This is a genomic window from Burkholderia sp. KJ006 (genome assembly GCF_000262695.1).
GTDB lineage: Bacteria > Pseudomonadota > Gammaproteobacteria > Burkholderiales > Burkholderiaceae > Burkholderia > Burkholderia vietnamiensis.
The window spans coordinates 575,329-596,555 of the sequence record NC_017922.1 but is presented as its reverse complement, the minus strand read 5'-3'; the positions used below and the strand labels follow the sequence as shown (position 1 = coordinate 596,555).

General features: G+C 70.5%; 3 protein-coding genes. All 3 read right to left on the bottom strand.

What is annotated here, in order from left to right; translation table 11 throughout:
* Window positions 1-2: 2 nt before the first annotated feature.
* From MYA_RS26745 to MYA_RS26735, 3 genes are read right to left on the bottom strand one after another with little or no spacing between them, the layout of a single operon-like run.
* On the bottom strand, window positions 3-13,469 hold the full coding sequence (locus tag MYA_RS26745; protein WP_014725946.1) for a hybrid non-ribosomal peptide synthetase/type I polyketide synthase: 13,467 nt from the start codon (window positions 13,467-13,469) through the stop codon (window positions 3-5).
* A complete protein-coding gene (locus MYA_RS26740; protein WP_014725945.1) occupies window positions 13,466-16,798 on the bottom strand; it encodes a type I polyketide synthase in 3,333 nt (1,110 codons plus the stop codon). The genes MYA_RS26745 and MYA_RS26740 overlap by 4 nt, the downstream gene beginning before the upstream one ends.
* Window positions 16,795-21,210, bottom strand: coding sequence for a hybrid fatty acyl-AMP ligase/type I polyketide synthase (locus MYA_RS26735; protein ID WP_014725944.1), 4,416 nt, complete (start codon window positions 21,208-21,210; stop codon window positions 16,795-16,797). The genes MYA_RS26740 and MYA_RS26735 overlap by 4 nt, the downstream gene beginning before the upstream one ends.
* Between the last annotated feature and the right edge of the window lie 17 nt (window positions 21,211-21,227).

Genomic DNA, 21,227 nt, shown 5'->3' with positions numbered 1-21,227 from the left:
CCTTAGAATGCGCTCAGTTCGACGCTGGGCTGGCGCGCGTCGGCCTGCAGCGCGCGTTGTCCGAGCGTCAGGTTGCGGATGCGGACGCCCGGATCGGCCAGCACTTCGCCGACGACGGACGTCAGTTCGTCCGCAAGGCCACGCACCAGCGCGTCGCTGAAGCGGCCGGCGTGATAGACGACGCTGATCGCGAGACCGTCCGCACGCGGCTCGGCGAGGAACCAGAAATCGGTGGCGGCTTCGCTGTCCGCGTGCTGCGGATCGTGATCCGGCAGCTCGGCGAGGCGCACCGGCCCCGCATAGCGATCGGTCGCGCCGTCACGCTGGTTCTGCAGCGTCAGGCCGATGTCGAACAGCGGATTGCGTCCGGCGACGCGCTCGATGTGCAGCTCGTCGAGCAGGCGGTCGAGCGGATACAGCGGATGCGAGAACGCTTCGAGCGTGGTGTCGCGCACGCGGGTCAGCAGCGTGTCGAAGCGGTCGTCACCGGCGACCCGATCGCGCAGCGCCAGCACGTTCAGGTAAGGGCCGACCTGCGACTCGAGTTCGGGCAGCTCGCGTCCGGCGACCGGCGTACCGACGACGATGTCCTCCTGGCCGGAACGGCGGTAGAACAGCGCCTTGATGGCCGACAGCAGCGCGATGAACAACGTCGCGCCGTGGCGCTTGCCGAGCGCGTCGAGCGCGGCCGTCTCGGCGGCCGGCAGCGCGAAGCGCCAGGTTTTCCAGCTCGGCGCGGCCGGCTGCGCGACGTCGCCGGGCAGCGCCAGCGCGCGCAGGCCGGCCAGCTTGTTCAGCCAGTAGTCCTTCATGCGCGCGCCGTCCGGGCCGGCGAGCAGCCGGTTCAGCCAGCCGGCGTAATCCTTGTACTGGATCTGCAGCGGCGGCAGCGGGTTGTCGCGACGCTGCACGAATGCGTCGTAGAGCGTCGACAGATCGTCGAGCAGCACCTCCGTCGACCAGCCGTCGGTGACGATGTGATGCATCGTGCAGATGCACACGTGCCGCACTTCGGAGAGCCTGAGCAGCTTGACGCGGAACAGCGGGCCGGTGGCGAGATCCATCGGCGCGAGCCGCTCGCTCGCGTGGATCGACATCGCGCGCGCATCGCGGTCGGCCGCGTCCTGCAGATCCACGACCTCGACCGCGAACGGGGCTTCGTCGGGCGGCAGCACCTGTTGCACCGGCTGGGTGCCGGCCAGCACGAAGCGCGTGCGCAGGATCTCGTGACGCTCGCTCAACGCGCGGAACGCCCGCACGAGCGCGTCCACGTCGAGCACGCCTTCCAGCAGCAGCGACGTGGGCAGCGGCCCGCCGGCCTGACCGGCATTGAGGCGATCCTGGACCCAGAGCCGCGTCTGGGCCGGCGACAGCTCGTAGTGGGCCTGCGGCGGCAGCGGCGTCACCGGCGCGTAGTCGATCGGCTGCGTCGCGGCGATGCGCTTCGCGAGGCTCGCGATGGTGGGGTGCTCGAACAGGCTGCGCATCTCCAGCTTCGCGTGCAGATCGCGACGGATGCGCGCGACGACCTTGGTCGCCAGCAGCGAGTTACCGCCCAGCTCGAAGAAATTGGCGGTCGTGCCGATCCGTGCGTTGCCGAGCACCTCCTGCCAGATCGCCGCCAGCTGCGCTTCGAGCGCGTTGCCGGGCGCGACGTGAGCCACGCCGTCGGCCGGCTCGGGCAGGTGGGCGCGATCGAGCTTGCCGTTGGGCAGCTGCGCGAACGCGGGCACCACGACGAACGCGGACGGCACCATGTATTCGGGCAGCCGTTGCCGCAGGTGCGTGCGCACGGCGTCGATCACGTCGGCCTCGCGATGCGGCGAGCACAGCCATGCGACGAGTCGCGCGCCGTCGTCCACGCCGCGCAGCGCCACGACCGCGGCGTCGACCAGCGGGTGCGACGTCAGCACGGCCTCGATTTCGCCGGGCTCGATGCGCAGGCCGCGCAGCTTGATCTGATGATCGATGCGGCCGAGGAACTCGATGTTGCCGTCGGGGCGGTAGCGCGCGAGGTCGCCGGTGCGGTAGAGGCGTGCGTGCGGGTCGTCGGAGAACGGGTCGGCGATGAACTTCTCGGCGCTCAGCACAGGCTCGTTGTAATAGCCACGGCCCACCGGCGTACCGCCGATCAGCAACTCGCCGGGCACGCCGATCGGCGTGGGCTGCAGCTGTGCGTCGACGATGTAGATGCGCGTGTTCGCAATCGGCCGGCCGATCGGCACGATGCGCTGCGGGTCGTCGCGCCGGCATTCCCACGCGGTCACGTCGACCGCGGCCTCGGTGGGGCCGTACAGGTTGTACAGCTTGACATCCAGGCGCTCGAAGCAACGCTGTTGCAGGTCGTAGGGCAACGCCTCGCCGCTGCACAAGACGCGGCGCAGCGAAGTGCAGTGCGCGTCGAGTTGCGGATGATCGAGGAACGCACGCAGCATCGACGGCACGAAATGCAGCGTGGTGATCCGCTCGCGCTCGATCAGTTCCACCAGATAGTCCGTCTCACGCTGCCCGCCTGGGCGCGCGAACACGAGACGCGCGCCGGTGACGAGCGGCCAGAAGAACTCCCACACCGACACGTCGAAGCTGAACGGGGTTTTCTGCAGTACGGCATCGTCGGCGTCGAGCGCATATGCGTGTTGCATCCACAGGATGCGGTTGACGATCGCGCGATGGGTATTGAGCGCACCCTTCGGCCGGCCGGTCGAGCCGGACGTGTAGATCATGTACGCGAGGTTGTCGCCGTTCAGCTCGGGCGTGGGGTTCGACGTCGGCGCCGCATCGAGGTCCAGCGTGTCGCGATCGACGACGATCGCCTGCGCGCCGGTATCGGGCAGCGCGGCGAGCAGATGCTGTTGCGTGAGCAGCCAGCGCAGCTGCGCGTGATCGATCATGAAGCGCACGCGTTCGGCCGGATAGTCGGGATCGACCGGCACGTATGCGCCACCGGCCTTCAGGATCGCGAGCAGCGCGACGATCATGTCGAGCGAACGCTCCATCGCGACGCCGACGAGCGTATCGGGCGCGACGCCAAGTTCGATGAGCCGGTGCGCGAGACGGTTGGCGCGCGCGTTGAGTTCGGCGTAGGTGAGGGCCGCACCGTCGTAGACGGCGGCGACGGCATCGGGCGTGCGCTCGACCTGTTGCTCGAACAGCCGATGCAGCGGTTGCGCGGCCGCGTCGCCGAAATCGACGTCGGTGCGGTTCCATTCGACGGTCACCAAAGCGCGCTCGGCGTCGCTCGTCAGCGGCAGCCGCGCAACCGCGGCCGACGCGTCGGCGGCCGCAGCCGTCAGCAGCGTCTCGTAGATGCCGAGGAATCGCTGGGCCGTGCGCTCGTCGAACAGATCGGTGTTGTAGTCGCAATCGATCAGGAGCTCGTCGCCGGCGTCGAGCACGTTGACGTTCAGATCGAACGCGGTATAGCGGATCAGCGGCGCAACCAGGCCGACCGTCAGGCCCGGCAGTTCAGGCAGCGCCGACACGGGCTCCAGGTTGAACACCGCCGACACCAGCGGCGCGGCGTTCAGATCGCGCTGCGCGCCGATTTCGCGGACGAGTTCGGCGAACGGATAATCCTGGTGCTCGAGCGCATCGAGCAGGTTCTGGCGGGTGGCAGCCAGGAAGCTGGCGACCGACGCGCCGTCCGGCAGCGTCGAGCGCAGCGGCAGCAGATGCGTGCAGTAGCCGGCCACGCGCTCGCTGCCGGCCACCGAGCGGCCGGTCACCGGGATGCCCGTGACGATTTCCTGTTGACCGGCGACGCGATGCAGGAACAGATTGAAGCCCGTGAGCAACACCATATAGAGCGTGCAGCCGTTCTGGCGCGCGACGGTGCGCAGCGCCGCGGCCGCCGCGGCGTCGAGGTGCAGCGACACGCGCGCGCCGTGAAACGTCTTCACGGCCGGCCGCGGATAGTCCGCGGGAAGACTCAACGGCTCGACCGCGCGCGCGCATTGCGCGAGCCAGTAGTCGCGATTCGCCTTCGTTTCCGGGCTGTGACGCTGGGCGTCGAGCGTCTTCAGGTACTCGCGAAACTGCAGCGGCGCCGCGTCCGGCGCGGCCCCGGCATACGCGCGGGCCAGATCCTCGAGCAGCACGCCGAACGTCGAGCCGTCGCAGACGATGTGATGGGCCGTCATCACCAGCAGGTGATGCTCGTCGTCCATGCGCACCAGCGCGGCGCGAAAGAGCGGCCCGTTCACCAGGTCGAACGGCTGGCGGCTCTCCTGCTCGCGCCACGCGTCCTGATCGCGGTCGATCAGCGGCAGCGCCAGCGTCAGCGACGGATGCACGATCTGGCCCGAGCCGTCCGGCAGGATCGTGGTGCGCAGCGTCTCGTGCCGATCGACGAGGCTCTGGACGGCCGCGCGCATCGCGGCCTCGTCGAGGCGGCCCTTCAGTTCGAGCGTCGTGTTGACGTTGTACGCGAGCGAGCCCTCGGGATCGATTTCCGACAGCACCCACAGCTGGCGCTGCGCCTCGCTGAGAGAAGCGACCGTGCCGTGCTTCGAGTGCGGCCGGATGAAGCCGCCGCGCCGCAGGTCGGCCACGCTGTCCTTCACCGCGCCGATGAACCGCTCGATGTCGGCATCCGTATGCGCGGTCGACAGGAAGCAGGTGCGCCATTCCCAGATGTAGATGCCCTTTTCGAGCATGTGATAGAAGAACAGGTCGAGGTTTTCGGTGAATTCGAAGCGGAACATCGAGCCGAACCAGGTGACCTTGATCGGCGCCTCGGCTTCCACGAAGAAGGCATTGAGCGTGTCGGCGATCTGCGCGGTCCGTTCGTTGAGCGCGGCCTGCAGCGCCGGACCTTCCTGTTCGATCTTCTCGAGCACGGCCAGTGCGGCCGCCATCGCGAGCGGGTACTGGCAGAAGGTGCCGCCGAACGCAGTGCGGTCCGCGGCGGGGAACGAATGGTCGCCGTAGGTCCACATGCCGCCGTCGATCGCATCCATGAAGCGGGTGGAACCCGCGATGACGCCCAGCGGCAGGCCGCCGCCGATGATCTTGCCGTACGTCGCGAGGTCGGCCTTGATGCCGAACATCGCTTGCGAGCCGCCCGGATGAACGCGGAAGCCGGTGATCATTTCGTCGACGATCAGCGCGACGCCGGCTTCCTCGGTGATGCGGCGCAATTCCTTGAGGAACGCGACCGGCTGCAGCGACGGGTTGCGGCTCTGCACCGGCTCCACCATCACGGCGGCGAGCGTCGGCGCGAGGTTGCGAATGGCATCGAGCGCGGCGTCGCTGCCGTAGTCGAGCACGATCATGTTCTCGATCGAACCGAACGGCACGCCGGGCGCGATGGTTTCCGTCGCGCCTTCCGCGTTCGCCGCGGCGAGCGTGCCGTCGGCATGGCCGTGATACGAGTGCGTGAACATCACGATCTTGTCGCGCCCGGTCACGGCGCGCGCGAGCCGCATGGCGGTCATGACGGCCTCGGTGCCGGTGTTCGAGAACGCGACGCGATCGAGGCCGGTGACGCGCGCGAAGCGCGCGGCGACTTCGCCGACGAGGCTCGAGCGAGCGCCCAGTTCGAGCGGGCGCTGCCATTCGCGCGTGACCTGCTGCTGGATGAAGTCGGGCGAATGGCCGAACAGATGCACGCCGAAGCCCATCGTGAAGTCGATGTACTCGTTGCCGTCGATGTCCCACAGCCGCGAACCGGCCGCGCGATCGCCGACGATCGGATACAGCATCTCCTTGGTCGAAAAGCGGAAGCCGACCGTCGCGCGGCTGTCGGCCAGCACCGGACGCGACGCCTGCACCGACTCTTTCGATTTGCGGGTGCGCGACGTGTAGCGCACGATCAGCGCTTCGAGATGCGCCTGCTGCGCCGCGGACAGGCCGCGCGCGCGCTGTTCGACCGGGCTGCCCCACGGCATCATCGGCTTGGGCTTGCGGTTGTCGGCCGCGGCGGGCGCGGCCGGGTTCGCGGCAGCGGGCGTCGCCGCGCGAGCGGCGGCCGGGGCCGCCACCGCGGCCTTGGCGGCGACGTTCGCGACGCTGGCGGCGTTCGTGGGACTGGCGGCGCCGCTCGCCGCGGCTTGCGGGGCCACCGCCGCGCCGGCCTGACCGTGCAGCGACGTGCGCAGCAGTTCCATCTGCTGGCTCATCAGCTGGGACAGCAGCTGGTTCTGCTCGCGCAGCACGCGCTCGACCGTGGAGCCGCCTTCGGCCGCGACCCATTGCGTCGGGGCCGCTGCGACCGGCGCGAGCGCCGGCGCGGACGGCGCCGACGGTGCGAGCGCGACCGCAGCGGCGGCAGCAGCCGGCTCGGCCGCAGCCACGGCCTCCGGCTCGGCCGGCGCGGCGACCGCCGGCAGGTTGTCCGCGACATACTCGGCGAGCGCCTCCATCGTCGCGAGGTCCTCGAAGAAGCGGCGCATTGCGAGCTTCACGCCGTACTGCTTTTCGATGTGGCGGATTGCCTCGATCAGGATGATCGAGTCGGCGCCCATCTCGAGGAACGGCACATCGATGTTGATGGTGGCCGGATCGGCCTGGATCAGCTCGCCGATCTTGCCGCGAAGCCAGTCGAGAACCTCGCCGCTACGATCGGGCGCCGGCGTGGCGGCGACGGGAGATGCACTTGTCTGTGTCATGGACGTTTCCGTTTTCTGGAACCAGGTACGGCTGCGTTGGAAGGGGTAGGACGGCAAGGCGACGCGCGCGGGCGCCGGTGTTTCGGTTGCGGCCCAGTCGATGTCGACGCCGCGCGCATACAGGCCCGTCAGGGTTTCGACCAGCGCCTGCTGCTCGGCCTGTGGTCGCTGCAGCGCAACGAAGTGGATCGCGGCGTCCGGTGCGCAGCACGCGCGGGCCAGGTTGACGAGCACCGGCTTGGGGCCGATTTCGACCAGCACGTTGAAGCCGGCTTCGGCGAGACGCTCGACGCTGCTCGCGAACTGCACCGGCTCGCGGCAATGACGACGCCAGTACGTGTCGTCGGGCGCGTCGTCCATCACGGCGCCGGTGAGATTCGAATAGAACGGGATCGCCGGGCGCGCGACGCGCACGCCTTTCGCCGCGGCCTGGAAGCTGTCGAGCATCGGCTCGACCAGCGGCGAGTGGAACGCGTGCGACGTGTTGAGCAGCACGGAGCGGATGTCCTGCGCGGCGAACGCGTCGACGAGCAGCGCGATGCGCTCGCGCCGGCCCGAGATCACGGTGCTCGCCGGACCGTTGACGGCGGCCACCGCGACCTCCTGCGGCCACGCGGCGATCGCACGCTCGACCGTGCCGAGGTCGGTGAAGATGGCCGCCATCTCGCCATCGCGCGGCAACGCCTGCATCAGGCGTCCGCGCTCGGCGATCAGGCGCAGCCCGTCCTCCGGCGAGAAGACGCCCGCCGCGCATGCCGCCGCGTACTCGCCGACGCTGTGGCCCATCACGGCGTCGGGCACCACGCCGAACGACCTGAGCAGCGTGGTGAGCGCGAACTGCAGCGAGAACAGGGCCGGCTGGCTGTAGCCGGTCTGGTGGATGTCGTCGCCGGGGGCGGACAGCACGTCGAGCAACGGCTTGTCGAGCAGCGGATCGGCCACCGCGCGGCAGCGGTCGATCGCGTCGCGGAACACCGGATACGCGTCGTACAGACGGCGGCCCATGCCCGCATATTGCGAGCCCTGGCCGGTGAACAGGAACGCCGTCTTCACGCGGGCCGCGCGCGGCGCCGCGGTGGACGGTTCCTGTTCGTGGAACGCGCGCAGCTTGTCGATCGCGTCGTCGATCGACGTCACCGGCAGCGCGAGCCGGTGCGCGAAGTGCGAGCGGCCGGTCGCGGCCGAAAACGCCACGGCCGCGATGTCGAGACCGCGCTCGGCTTCGAGCCGGCTCCGATAGCGCCCGGCGAGTTCGCGCAGGGCCGCGGGCGTCTTCGCCGACAGCACCAGCGGATGCACCTTGTGCTTCGACGGCGTCGCCGCGCGCGCCGGCGCGGGCGCCTCTTCCAGCACGAGGTGGGCATTGGTGCCGCTCGCGCCGAATGCGCTGACGCCGGCCCGGCGAGGCCGCTCGCCGCGCGGCCACGCGCTTGCCTCGGCGCAGATCTCGAGCGGCAAAGCGTCCCACTGCACCAGCAGGCTCGGCTGGCGGAAATGCAGATGGGCGGGAAGGCGTTCGTGGTGCAGCGCCAGCACGACCTTGATGACCCCCGCGATGCCGGCGGCGGATTCGGCATGGCCGATGTTGGTCTTCACCGAACCGACGCGCAGGCGCGGGCGGCCGTCGCGGCCTTCGCCGAACACCGTCGCCAGCGCGTTCAGCTCGACGGGGTCGCCCAGCGGCGTGCCGGTGCCGTGCGCTTCCACGTAGTCGATCGACGCGGCGGGAAGGGCGCCGAGCGCCTGGCGGATCACGGCTTCCTGCGCGCGGCCGTTCGGCGCGGTGAAGCCGCTCGATGCGCCGTCGTGATTCACCGCCGATCCGCGCAGCACGGCCAGCACGCGATCGCCCGCGGCGAGCGCATCGGACAGGCGCTTGAGCACCAGCGCGCCGCAGCCTTCGCTGCGCACGAAGCCGTCGGCTGCCGCATCGAAGGTCTTGCAGCGGCCGTCCGGCGCGAGCGCCCGCGTGCGCGACACGGCGATGGAATTGTCCGGCGACAGGATCAGGTTCACGCCGCCCGCGATCGCGAGATCGCATTCGCCGCTGCGCAGATTCTGGCTGGCCGTATGGATCGCGCTGAGCGACGACGAGCACGCGGTGTCGATCGCCATGCTCGGCCCTTGCAGGCCGAGGCCGTACGAGATGCGGCCGGCGGCCGTGTTCAGCGGATTGCCGGTGAAGAAATAGCCGTCGATGCCGCCGTGGCGCAGCTGCAGGTTCGCGTAATCGTTGGTGGTGATGCCGACGAACACGCCGGTGCGGCTGCCCTTCAGGCCGTCGACCGGAATGCCGGCATGCTCGAGCGCTTCGTGACTGACTTCGAGCAGCAAGCGCTGCTGCGGGTCCATCGCAGCCGCTTCGCGCGGCGTGATGCGGAAGAAGGCCGGATCGAACTGGTCGACGCCGTCGAGAAAGCCGCCGAAGCGGCAATACATGCGCCCCGGCGCTTCGGGATCGCGATCGTAGTACGCATCGACATCCCAGCGCTCGCGCGGCACCTCGGAGATCGCGTCCACGCCGTCGTTCAGCAACTGCCAATAGGCGTCGAGATCGTGCGCGGCGCCCGGAAAGCGGCAACTCATGCCGACGATCGCGATCGGCTCCGGCGTGCCGGCCTCGCGGGCCGTGGCCGTCGGCGCGGCCGGTTGCGAGGCCGGCTTGGCGGCTGCAGGCTGCGTCGGCTCCGCGAGCGCGTCCGGCGCCACGCCGGGCGCTTGCTCCGTCAGGAAATCCGCGAGCGCGTTGATGGTCGGATGATCGAACAACAGCGCGACCGACAGCTTGATGCCCAGCGCGTTCTCCAGCTGCGTGCGCACGTCGAGCGCCATGAGCGAATCCATGCCCATCTCGAAGAAGCCGAGGTCGCGGTCCAGCGTCCCGGCGCCGTAGCCGAGCACGTCGGCCACCGCCTGCTCGATGCTGTCCGCGACCTGCCGCCTCCGCTCGCGCGGCGATACGTCGCCCGACACCGGCAGCGCAGCTGTGCCCGTGGCACCCGACGGGTTCGACGGGCTCGCGCTGGTCCGCACGCGATCGAGGAACGGCCGCGGCCCACGCGCCTCGTACGAGCCCTGGAACCGTTCGAGGTCGATGTCGACGATCGCCGCCTGCGGCACGGCGGCCACGCGGTCGAGCATGTGGAGCGCGCGATCGGCCGCCAGCGAACGGATGCCGACCCGCCGCAGCAGCGCTTCCGCATCGGGGAACGTCATGCCGCCTTGCGCCCACGGCCCCCAGTTCACGGAGAGGGCCGGCAAGCCGAGGCCGCGGCGATGATGCGCGAGCGCGTCGAGGAACCGATTGGCGGCACTGTAGTGCGCCTGCTCCCGCGAGCCCCAGGCGGATGCGATCGACGAGAACATGACGAAGAAGTCGAGCGGGAAAGCCTCGCTGTGCCGATGCAGCAGCCACGCGCCGGCGACCTTCGGCTGCAGGACCGCGTCGAGTTCGTCGCGCCCGACCTGCAGGATCGGCTTGTAGCCGACGACGCCGGCCGCATGCACGATGCCCCGCAGCGGCACGCGATCGCGCCGCAGTTCGGCGAAGAAGGCGTCGACCGCCACCGGGTCGGCGATGTCGAGGCGCTCGCAGCGCACCGCCACGTCGCGCTCGCGCAGCTCGGCGAGCGCCTGCCGGCTCGCGTCGCTCGCCGCGCCTTGGCGGCCGGCCAGGATCAGCGTGCGCGCGCCGCGCGCCGCGAGCCACCGGGCCGTGTGCAGGCCGAGCGCGCCGAACCCGCCGGTGATCAGGTAGGTCGCGTCCGGCTCGACCCGCAGCGCGTCCGTTTCGGCCGGCACGAGCGGGCTCAGGCGCGCCACCAGGCGCGCGCCGTGCCGCAACGCGACCTGATCCTCGCGGCTCTCGACGAGCAGTTCGTCCAGCAGCGCGTCCGGTTCGTCGTCCGGCGCGGCCGGGTCGAGGTCGATCGCGGTGCCGAACCAGTCCGGATGCTCGATCATCGCGCCGCGCGCGAGGCCCATCAGCGCGGCCTGGGCGACGCCCGTCACGCGCGGGGCGTCGCCCGCTTCCACGGCGTCGCGCGTGACCACCCGGATGCGCGGCCGCAGCGAAGCCGTCCAGTCGCGCTCGCCGCCGACCAGCGCATGCACGAGATGCAGCAGCGCGGCGGACATGCGCGTCGCGCCGGCGGCTTCGTCCAGCCCCCATAGAAACACGATGTGCCGGGCGGGAGCGGCGGCTTCATCCAGCAGGCGCACGAAATCGTCCGGGCGCTCCGGCGCGACCTGCCAGCCTGCCGCCGCGTTGCCGCCATAGTCGGCGCCCGCGCGCACCAGCGCGCACGACGCGCCGCGCGCGCGCAGCAGCGCCGCCAGCCGCTCGCCCACGCCGGTTTCGTCCGCGAAGATCAGCCACGACGATGCGGGCAGGGCCGCGCGCGCAGTCGGTGCCGCGACGTGCTGCTCCCATGCGACGTGATAGAGCGACGGCGCGGCCGGTGCTGCGGCTTCGTCGGCGGCCGGTGCGAACGCGGTGCGGACCAGCTCCGGAAACGCGTTCAGCACGTCGTCCGGGTACTTGCCCGACGCCTTCAGGTGCCGCACCGCCGCGTCGATGCTGCCGGCGTCCATGCCGACGGCCGGCGACTGGATTTTCTCGAGGCTGAAGCGCTGCCGCTCGAACGGGTAGTTCGGCAGCATCGTGGCAGGCTGCGCAGCCACGGGGAACAGCGCCTGCCAGTCGAACTGCCCGCCGCGCACGTACAGCGCCGCGATTGCGCGCTCCAGCGCATCGCCCGCGCAGGGCGGCGGCAGCCAGCTGTCGGCGAGCCCTTCCGGCACGGGTGGCTCGGCCGCCCGCTCGGACGCTTCAGCGAGCTGCAACCAGTACGCGGCGTGCGTCACCTCGTCGGCGACCTCGGCGCCGAGGCAGCCGGAGATCAGCCGCACCGCCGGCCGCGCGAGCCGTACGTCGTGCAGCACCGCGCGCATGGCGGCGGCATCCGTGCGGACGGCGAGCACGCGCAGCGCGTCGGCGATGCTCAGGACGCCGGCCACACAGGCCGCGACATATTCGCCGACGCCGTGCCCCGCCACGACGGCCGGGCGGATGCCCCACGCCTGCCACAGCTGCGCCCACGCGAACGCGGCCGCGAAGCGGCCCGCATCGGTATCGAGCGCCGCGAGCGGCACCGCGCATTGCGCGAACGCGTCGCGGAACAGCGGCTCGGACGCGTGAAGCGCGCGCGCGGCGTCCGGGTCCGGCGCGCCGAACGCGACGCCCACGCGCAACGCCTTGCCGGTGCGCGGCGCGCCGGCCGACGGCACGCGCACGCCGGCCACATAGGCCGCGCGATACGGATGGTGGCTTCGCCCAGTGGCGGCGGCGCGGCACACGGCGGCAAGCTCTTGCGGCGGCGCGTCGCGGAGCGCGCGCTCGTAGCGTTGCGCGAGCGCCGTGAGCGCCGCTTCGGAGCGGGCCGACAGCAGCAACAGCGCGCGCTGCGCCGCAGGCGACGGCGCGACCGGCGGCTCCTCGACGACGGCGTGCGCGTTGGTGCCGCTGAATCCGAACGCGCTCACGCCGGCGACACGCCGGCGTTCCCCGCGCGGCCAGTCGAGCGGCTCGGCCGCGACGCGGACCGGAATCTCCTGCCACGGCGTATGCGGATTGGGTTGCCGGAAGTGCAGGTGCGCAGGAATCCGGCCGTGCTGGAACGACAGCAGCACCTTGATCAGCCCGGCCATGCCGGACGCCGATTCGAGATGCCCGATATTGGTCTTGACCGAACCGATCACGAGCGGCTCGTGCGCCGCACGCCCGGCGCCGTAGACGCGGGCCAGCGCGTCGACCTCGATCGGGTCGCCCAGCGACGTGCCGGTGCCGTGCGCTTCGACATAGCCGACCTCGTCCGGCGCGACACCGGCCTGGCTCAGCGCGCGGCGGATCACGCGTTCCTGCGAATCGCGGCTCGGCACGGTGAGGCCGCCGCCCGCGCCGCCCTGGTCGACCGCCGTGCCGCGCACGACGCCGAGCACGCGGTCGCCGTCGGCGAGCGCGTCGGCGAGGCGCTTGAGCACCACCATCCCGCAGCCTTCGCCGCGCACGTAGCCGTCCGCCGCCGCATCGAAGGTCTTGCAGCGGCCGTCCGGCGACAGCATCCGGGCTTGCGAGAAGCTGACCATCACCTCGGGCGACAGCATCAGGTTGACGCCGCCCGCCAGCGCCATGTCGGTTTCACGCGAGCGCAGGCTTTCGCACGCGAGGTGCAGGCAGACGAGCGACGACGAGCACGCGGTGTCGATCGCCATGCTCGGCCCGGTGAGGCCCAGCACGAACGACAGCCGGCCGGCGGCCATGTTCAGCGCGCTGCCCGTGCCGGCGTAGCTGCTCGACGGCATCGCCGCGTTCGACACCTGGATCGCATGATCGAAGCACGTGATGCCGACGTACACGCCGGTGGCCGATTGCCGGAAGCGCTCGGGCGGCAGATGCGCATTCTCGAGCGCTTCCCACGCGACTTCGAGCAGCAGCCGTTGCTGCGGATCGAGGTAGGTCGCTTCGCGCGGCGCGATCCCGAAGAACGCGGCGTCGAATTCGTCGACGCGCTCGAGGAAGGCCCCGTGCCGCGTTGCCATCTTGCCCGGCGTGGCCGGATCGGGGTCGTAATAGCGATCAATGCTCCAGCGTTCGCCCGGCACTTCGGTGACGGCATCGCGCGCGCCGTCGAGCAATCGCCAGAACGCGTCCGGCGTGTCGCTGCTGCCGGGAAAGCGGCACGCCATGCCGATCACGGCGATCGGCTCGTTGCGGTCCGATCGCAGCGCCGCGATTTCCGCGCGCCGCAGGCGGAGTTCGTCGAGCGCGGCTTTGAGTGCTTGCGTGGCCTTGGCGTTCATTGGGCGCCGATCTCCTGGGCGATCAGTTCGGAAAGTTCGTCCTCGTCGAGCTCGTCGAGGTCGTCCGAGGCGGCGTCGCCGGCCGCCTCGGGAAGCGACGACGACAGCTCGTCGAGAATGAAGCGGGCGAGCGTCTGCAGGTTCGGATAGGAAAAGAACAGCGTCGCGCGCAACGGCTTGCCGAACGTCTTGGCGAGGCGGTCCGTCAGTTCGAGCGCGACCAGCGAATCCAGGCCGAGATCGAGCAGCGACTGTTCGGGCGCGATGGCGTCGGGGCCGGCGAGCCGCAGCGTCTCGGCCAGCATCTTCGCGAGCGTGTCGGTGACGAGCGCGAGCCGCTCGCGCGGCGCGCACGCCTGCAGCTCGCGCACCAGCGGCGTCTCCTGCTGCGCGGGTTGGGCGGCCGGTTGCGCCAGCTCGCTGAAGAGCGCCGACCCGGCGGCCGGCGCATCGACCCGGAACAGCGTCGGCCAGTCGATGTGCGCGACGCCGGACTGCGCGACGCCCGCCGCCATCAGCCGCTCCAGCGTCGCGATCGCGAGGTCCGGCGACAGCGTGCCGACGCCGAGCGCAGCCAGCTGTTCGTGCGCGCGCCGGCCGTAGTCGCTGGCCGCATGGCCGATGTCGGCCCACGGCCCCCAATTGACGCTGAGCGCCGGTTTCCCGTGCGCGCGCCGGTGCTGCGCCAGCGCATCGAGGAAGCTGTTGGCCGCCGCGTAGTTGCCCTGGCCCGGCATGGTGAGCAGCGCGGCCATCGACGAGAACAGCACGAAATGATCGAGCGGCAAGTCGGCCGTCAGCTCGTGCAGATACCACGCACCGTCGGCCTTGCCGCTGCCGGCGCGGTGGAAGAAGTCGTCGTCCTGGCGCGTCAGCAGCGCATCGTCGAGGGCACCGGCGAGGTGGAACACGCCCTTGAGCGGCGGCATCGCGTGCGCGATTTCGGCGAGCGCTTGCACGACGTCGTCGCGATCCGCGAGATCGGCGCGGATGAAGCGCGCGCCGAGCGTGCGCAGCATCTGCTCCGCTTCGGCCGACGGCGCGCTGCGGCCGAGCAGCACGACCTGACCGGCGCCGTTGTCGGCGAGCCACGACGCGAGGCGCAGGCCGAGCCCGCCGAGGCCGCCCGTCACCAGATAGGTCGCGTCGCGGTGGAACCGGACCGGCCGGTGGCTGACGAATTCGCGATTGTCGCGGGCGATGCGCGCGACGTGGCGCTGGCCGCGGCGAAACGCGATCATGTCTTCGCGGCCGGCGGCCCGGATCGCCTGCACGACATCGGCCGCCGACGGCTGCTCGGGATCGAGATCGACGAGCCCGCCCCACAGCGTCGCATGCTCGACCGCGATCGCCCGGCCCAGCCCCCACAGCGGCGCCTGCGCGACCGCGGTCGCTTCGCCGTCCAGCACGTTCATCGCGCCGGACGTCACCAGCCACAGACGCGGCTGCGGGCCGGCCGCCGCGCCCGACGCCAGCGCCCTGACCAGTTGCAGCACGCTCGCGCTGGCACGCCGTCGCGCCGCGATGTCGGCGGGTGCGAGATCGAGGCTCCACAGATGAATCACGCCCTTGAGCGGACGGTCGAGCGCGGGCAGCGCCGGCGTCGTGTCGTCGAACTGCAGCGTGCAGGTATCGCCGGCGCTTTCGAGCAGGCCGGCCAGTTGCGCGCCGACGCCGCCGCGATCCGCGAATATCAGCCACTCGCCGGCGGACGAAGCGCCGATGGTCGCGTCGGCGCTCGACGGCCTCCAGACGCGCTGATAAAGCAGCCCGGACAGGTCGTGCCGCTCGGCGCCGCGCGCCGAGCGCACTTGCTGCAAGCGCAGCGCGTCGATCTCGATCAGCAGCCGGCCGGCGAGGTCGTGGACGCGGATATCGCCTTCCAGTACGCGTTGCCCGTCCGCCTTGCGCAGCGTCGCGTAACTCCACGCATCGGTCGACGACGGCGGCTGGTGAACCCGCACCGCGCCGATCGAACTGGGCAGGTACAGGTCGCCGGCCTCCAGCGCAGCCGGATCGACGGCGGCGGCGAGCACGCGGCTGCACGCGTCGAGAAAGGCCGGGTGCACGTGGTACTGCGACGACGCCGGCGCGTCGGCCGGCAGGCTGATGCGGCCGAGCGCTTCGCCGGCCGTGCGCCAGATTTGCTGGATCGCGTTGAACGCGCCGTCGATCTGCACGCCGTGCTGGCCGATCTCGCCGTTGAAGTCGACGCCCGACGTCGTCTCGGTGCAGCGGGCCTGCACCGCGGCGGCATCGAACTTCGTCGGCGCGACGCGGCGCGTCGGCGCGCACATCTCGCGCAGCCGGCGCAGGTGCGGCAGATTGCTGAGGATCGCTTCGACCGGCGGCCCGAAATCGAGCAGGCACGCCACCTCGTCCACGCCGATCGATTCGAGTTCCCGCACGAGTTCGACGCAGGTATCGGGGGTGCCGATGAGCCCGCGCGATTGCGCGAAGCGTTCGTAGAGAAACTCGACGAACTCGTCCAGCTCGCGCGCGCCCATCGCGCGCACGTCCACCGACTGGCCGCGGCTCTGCGCCAGCCCGTTCAGCAGGCCGATATTGCTGCGGATGTAGTTGCAGAACGGCGCGCGCGCCTGCTCGCGCACGCGCGCCGCGTCGTCGCCGACGAACGTATGCAGCATCACCGACACGGTGCCGGCAGCCGGATCGAAGCCGTGCCGCGCGCGCGCGTCGCGGTACAGCGCGATCTTCTGCGCGAGCTGGTCGCGGTCCTGATCGAGCACGTGGGTCAGCAGGTTGGCGCCGACTTCGCCGGCGCGCACGAAGGTCTGCGGATTGCTGGCCGCCGTGACCCAGACGGGCAGCTCCGGCTGCACCGGCGTCGGATAGATGCGCAGCTGCACCGGCTTGCCCACGCCGTTGGTCGCCTCCAGCAGCGCGCCGCGCCACAGCTTTCGGACGGCGTCGATCGTGGTCAGCATCTCGTCGTGCCGGGTCGCGTACTTGTCCGGCGCGAACACGAAGTCGTCCGGATTCCAGCCCGACGCGAACGACACGCCGACGCGGCCGTTCGACAGGTTGTCCACCATCGACCATTCTTCCGCGATCCGGATCGGGTTGTGCAGCGCCGCTACCACGCTGCCCGCGATCAGCGTCACGCGTTGGGTGAGCGCGGCCAGCGCCGCATGCAGCACGGCCGGATTCGGGTACAGCGAGCCGAATTCGGTGAAGTGGCGCTCCGGGACCCAGACGCTGGAGAAGCCGTTCGCATCGGCGAAGCGCGCGCTCTCCATGACCAGTTGGTACTTGTTGCCGGACAGCGCCTCTTCACTGCTCGCGAAGAACATCAGGCCGAATTTCATGCGTGGCTCCGCTCCGATTCGTGTATTTCGGCACTCGCGCACATTTGCCATGCGGCGGCGCCGCTCGTGTCGTCGATCCGGTGATAGACGGCGAACGAAAACGGTCCCCAGGACCGCCGGCTCAGCACGGTCTGCACGGTGTGCGATCGATGCGCATGCAACGGTAACGGCGCATGCAGCGCGAGGTCCTTCAACGTCGTATGGCCGGCCGCGCCGATTTCCGAGGTCGCGGCCAGCGCCATTTCCACATATGCGGAGTAGGGCAGCACCGGCGAACCCTTGACGCGATGACCGTCGAGAAACGTGGTGGCCGGCGCGTCGAGACGCGACTGCCAGATCCACGTGGCCGGCGCATGCGCATGCTGCTCGAGACGACGCCCGAGCAGCGGATGGCGCGGCGCGTCGGGACTGATCCAGAAGGCGCGGCGCTCGAACGGATAGGTGGGCAGGGCGAGGCGGCGACGCGGCGCGTGTCGCGCGACGGCATCCCAGTCGAGCGACGCGCCGCGCACGTAGAGATCTGCGAGCGTGTGCAGGATCGTGTTCCACGCGGCCGCCTGCGTGCCGATCTCGATCGAGTTGCCGGTGTCGGCCGCCTTGGCGCCGTCGGACAGCTGCGGCACGCCGGTCAGCGATGCAGCCGCGCGATGCCCGTCGCCCGTGCTGCTGAGCGCCGTCGGCGTGACGCCGAACGACATCCACAGTTGCGCGAGCGCGCACTGGAACGCCGTGAACGGCGGCGCTTCGGCTGCGTCGGCTGCGTCCGCGTTCCGCTGCATCAGCGCGTCGAAGGCCGGGCTCGCGGCGCGCAGGTGGCGCATGGCATCGGCGCTGCCGCCGTCGTCGGCGGCAAAGTGGAACGTCACCGCGGGCGGCTGCTCGGCCGGCGCGCCGGCCACGACGGCATCCAGTTGCGCACGCAACCCTTCGAGGCTCGACGCGACGAGCGCCGCCCGCCGCGCGAAGTGCGTGCGTCCGGTGTTCGCGGTGAACGCGACGTCCTGCACCCGCGCGTCGGGATGGGCGTCGAGATAGGCCGCATACGCGGCCGCCAGCGTCTGCAACGCTTCCGGCGTGCGCGCGGAGAGCGTCACGACGCACGATGCGCTCGCAGTCGCCTCCGCTTGGGGGCGCGCGTCCTGCGGTGCTTCCGACAGAATCACGTGCGCATTGGTGCCGCCGAAGCCGAACGAGCTCACGCCGGCCATGCGCGTGCCGTGTTCGGCCTGCCACGGCGTGACTTGCTGCGGAATGCGGAACGGCGTGCCGTCGATGGCGATCTGCGGATTGATCGACCGGAAATGGAGGTTCGGCGGAATCGCGCGGTGGTGCAGCACGAGGGCCGTCTTGATCAGGCTGGCGATCCCGGCTGCGGACTCCAGATGCCCGATATTGGTCTTGACCGAACCGATCCAGCAATGCGCGTCCGGTGCGCGCGATTCACCGAGCACGGCCGCCAGCGCGTTCAACTCGATCGGGTCGCCGAGCGGCGTCCCCGTCCCGTGCGCCTCGACGAAGCCGATGTCCTGCGCTGGCACGCCCGCATCGCGCAGCGCGTCGACGATCACGGCCTGCTGCGCCGGGCCGTTGGGGGCGGTCAAGCCGTTGCTGCGCCCGTCCTGGTTCACCGCCGAGCCGCGGATCACCGCGAACACGGTGTCGCCGTTCGCGAGCGCATCGTCGAGACGCTTGAGCAGCACCATGCCCACGCCTTCGCCGCGCACGTAACCGTTGGCGGCCGCATCGAAAGCCTTGCAACGGCCGTCCGGCGACAGCATGCCGGCCTGCGTGAACGACGCGCTCAATTGCGGCGCCAAAATCAGGTTGACGCCGCCGGCCAGCGCCGCGTCGGACTCGCCGCGCTGCAGCGTGCGGCACGCGTGATGAACCGCGACGAGCGACGACGAACACGCGGTATCGACCGCCCAGCTCGGGCCGCGCAGATCGAGCGTGTACGAGATGCGGTTCGCGGCGACGCCGAGCGCATTGCCGGTCGCGACATAAGGGCCGATATCGACCGCTTCCTGCTGCGCCAGCCGGATGTAGTCGGCATTGCTGATGCCCACGACGACCGCGGTGCGTGCGCCGGCGAGACTGCGCGGTGCGATCCCCGCATGCTCGAGCGTCTCCCATGCGACCTCGAGCAGCAGACGCTGTTGCGGATCCATCGACTCGGCTTCGCGGGCACTGATGCCGAAGAACGCCGCATCGAAGCGGTCGACGTCTTCCAGCAGCCCCGTCGGCGGCAGCGCGCCGGCGCGCCGGGTGGACGCGCCGATCGCGTCGCGGCCGTCGAGCAGCAGTCGCCAGAATTCGTCGGGGCCGTTCGCGCCAGGGAATCGGCATCCGATGCCGACGATCGCGATGTCGGCATGTGCACTGGACGGCGCGGCCGCGGCGCGGGCCGGCGCGACGTCGTCGGCGCCGCACAGATGGCGCGCAAGCAGCGCAATGCTCGGAAAATCGTAGACGACGGTAGGCGAAACCGGACGCCCGAGCCAGTCCTGCAACTCACCCGACAGCATGATCGCGTCCCGCGAATCGAGGCCGTAGATGCTGAACGGCTGGTCGGGGTCGATGGCGGCCGGGTCGATTCCCGACAGATGTGCGACACGCTCGACGCACCATTGCACGAGCGCTTGCGTATCGCGCGATGGGGCCTCGGACGGTGCGTGCGCCGCCGGCAGCGGGCGGCGCCACTCGCCCGCGATCGCGAGCCCCTGACCGTCGACGAACGCCTGCCGGATGCGGCTGCGCTGGATCTTTCCGCTCGACGTGCGCAGGATCGTCGCGGGCTTCAACAGCACAGCCGCGTACAGATCGACGTCATGCTGTTCCGCGAGCGTGCGCCGGATCTCCGCAGCGACGGCTTCCGCATTCAGCGTGTTGAGCGCTTCGCGGCGCACTTCACAGGCGACGACGATCCGCTCGGCTCCGTCGACGGTGATCGAGAAGGCCGCCGATGCGTTCGGCGCCAGTGCGGCGTGCGCGCCCTCGGCGGTGTGCTCGAGATCCTGCGGGTAGTGATTGCGACCCGCGACGATGATGAGGTCTTTCAGGCGGCCGGTGACGAACAGGTGCTCGCCGTCGACGAAGCCCAGATCGCCGGTGCGCAGGTAATGCGCGGCATCGCCGTCGAGCGTCGCGCGAAAGGTGCGCGCCGTCTCGTCGTCGCGCTTCCAGTAGCCCGCGCCGACGCTCGGGCCGGTCAGCCAGATTTCGCCGATCCGGCCGGGCGGGCACCGCTCGCCGGTATCCGGATTGACGATCTGCACGCGATGCCCGGCCCACGGCCGCCCGCATGAAACCAGCGCGTGGCGCTTGCCGTGCTCGTGCCTCGTCGCCACGCCGCGGGCGAGATCGTCGGCGTCGTAGTCCGCCACCAGCGGCGGCGAATGCGCCGGCTGCCCCGAGATGAACAAGGTCGCCTCGGCCATCCCGTAGACGGGGCGCATGGTGTGCGCGTGAAAGCCGCATGCGGCGAACGCGCGCGAAAAACGCGCGACCGACTCCGCGCGCACCGGCTCGGCGCCGTTGAATGCCACCTTCCAGCTGCCGAGATCGAGCTGCGCGCGCGCGTCATCCGAGACCTTGCGTGCGCACAGGTCGTAGGCGAAGTCGGGCGCGGCGCAATGCGTGGCGCGATAATTCGTGATCGCCTGAAGCCAGCGGACCGGCCGCTGCACGAAGGCCGCGGGCGCCATCAGCACCGACAACACACCGAGATGGATCGGCAGCAGCACCTTGCCGAAGAAGCCCATGTCGTGAAACACCGGGAGCCAGCTGACGAAAACCGTCGACGCATCGGCATCGCTCGCCTCGGCGATGACCTCCATATTGCTCAGGATGTTTGCATGACTGATCATCACGCCTTTCGGCGTGCCGGTCGAACCGGACGTGTATTGCAGAAGCGCCAGTGTCTGCGGCGTGATGTCCGGCGCACGCCATTGCTCGGCCGGCGCATCGAAGTGCTGGTCCGTCGCCAGGACATACAGCTCCAGCGTGTCGGAATAGCCGTCTGCGCGATCCGTCAGACCGTCGAGCGTGGCCGCATCGGTGAGCGCGACTACGGGCGTCGCGTCGGCGACGATGGCCTTCAGCCGGTCGGCCGGCCGATGGCGGCGCGGCGCGTAGGCCGGCACGCCGATCAGGCCGGCGTACAGGCATCCCACCCACGCACAGATGAATTCGAGCCCGGGCGGGTAGACCAGCAGCACGCGCTCGCCGGGTTGCGCCAGGCGCTGCAGCCTCGCGGCGATACCGCGAGCCCGCCTGTCCAGATCGCCGAACGTGAGCCGAGCCTGTTCCGTTTCGCCGTTCTCGAGAAAAATGAAAGCCGTCTTCTCGGGTTGGGTCGCGCCGCGAAACGCTATTACTTCAGTAACAGTCCTGAATTTTGTATCGGGATTCATACTCGATCTTCGTTGTC

What these genes read in the sequence shown, in the direction of transcription:
- MYA_RS26735 (WP_014725944.1), bottom strand. Translation starts at nt 21,210, where the DNA reads ATGAATCCCGATACAAAATTCAGGACTGTTACTGAAGTAATAGCGTTT.
- MYA_RS26740 (WP_014725945.1), bottom strand. Translation starts at nt 16,798, where the DNA reads ATGAAATTCGGCCTGATGTTCTTCGCGAGCAGTGAAGAGGCGCTGTCC.
- MYA_RS26745 (WP_014725946.1), bottom strand. Translation starts at nt 13,469, where the DNA reads ATGAACGCCAAGGCCACGCAAGCACTCAAAGCCGCGCTCGACGAACTC.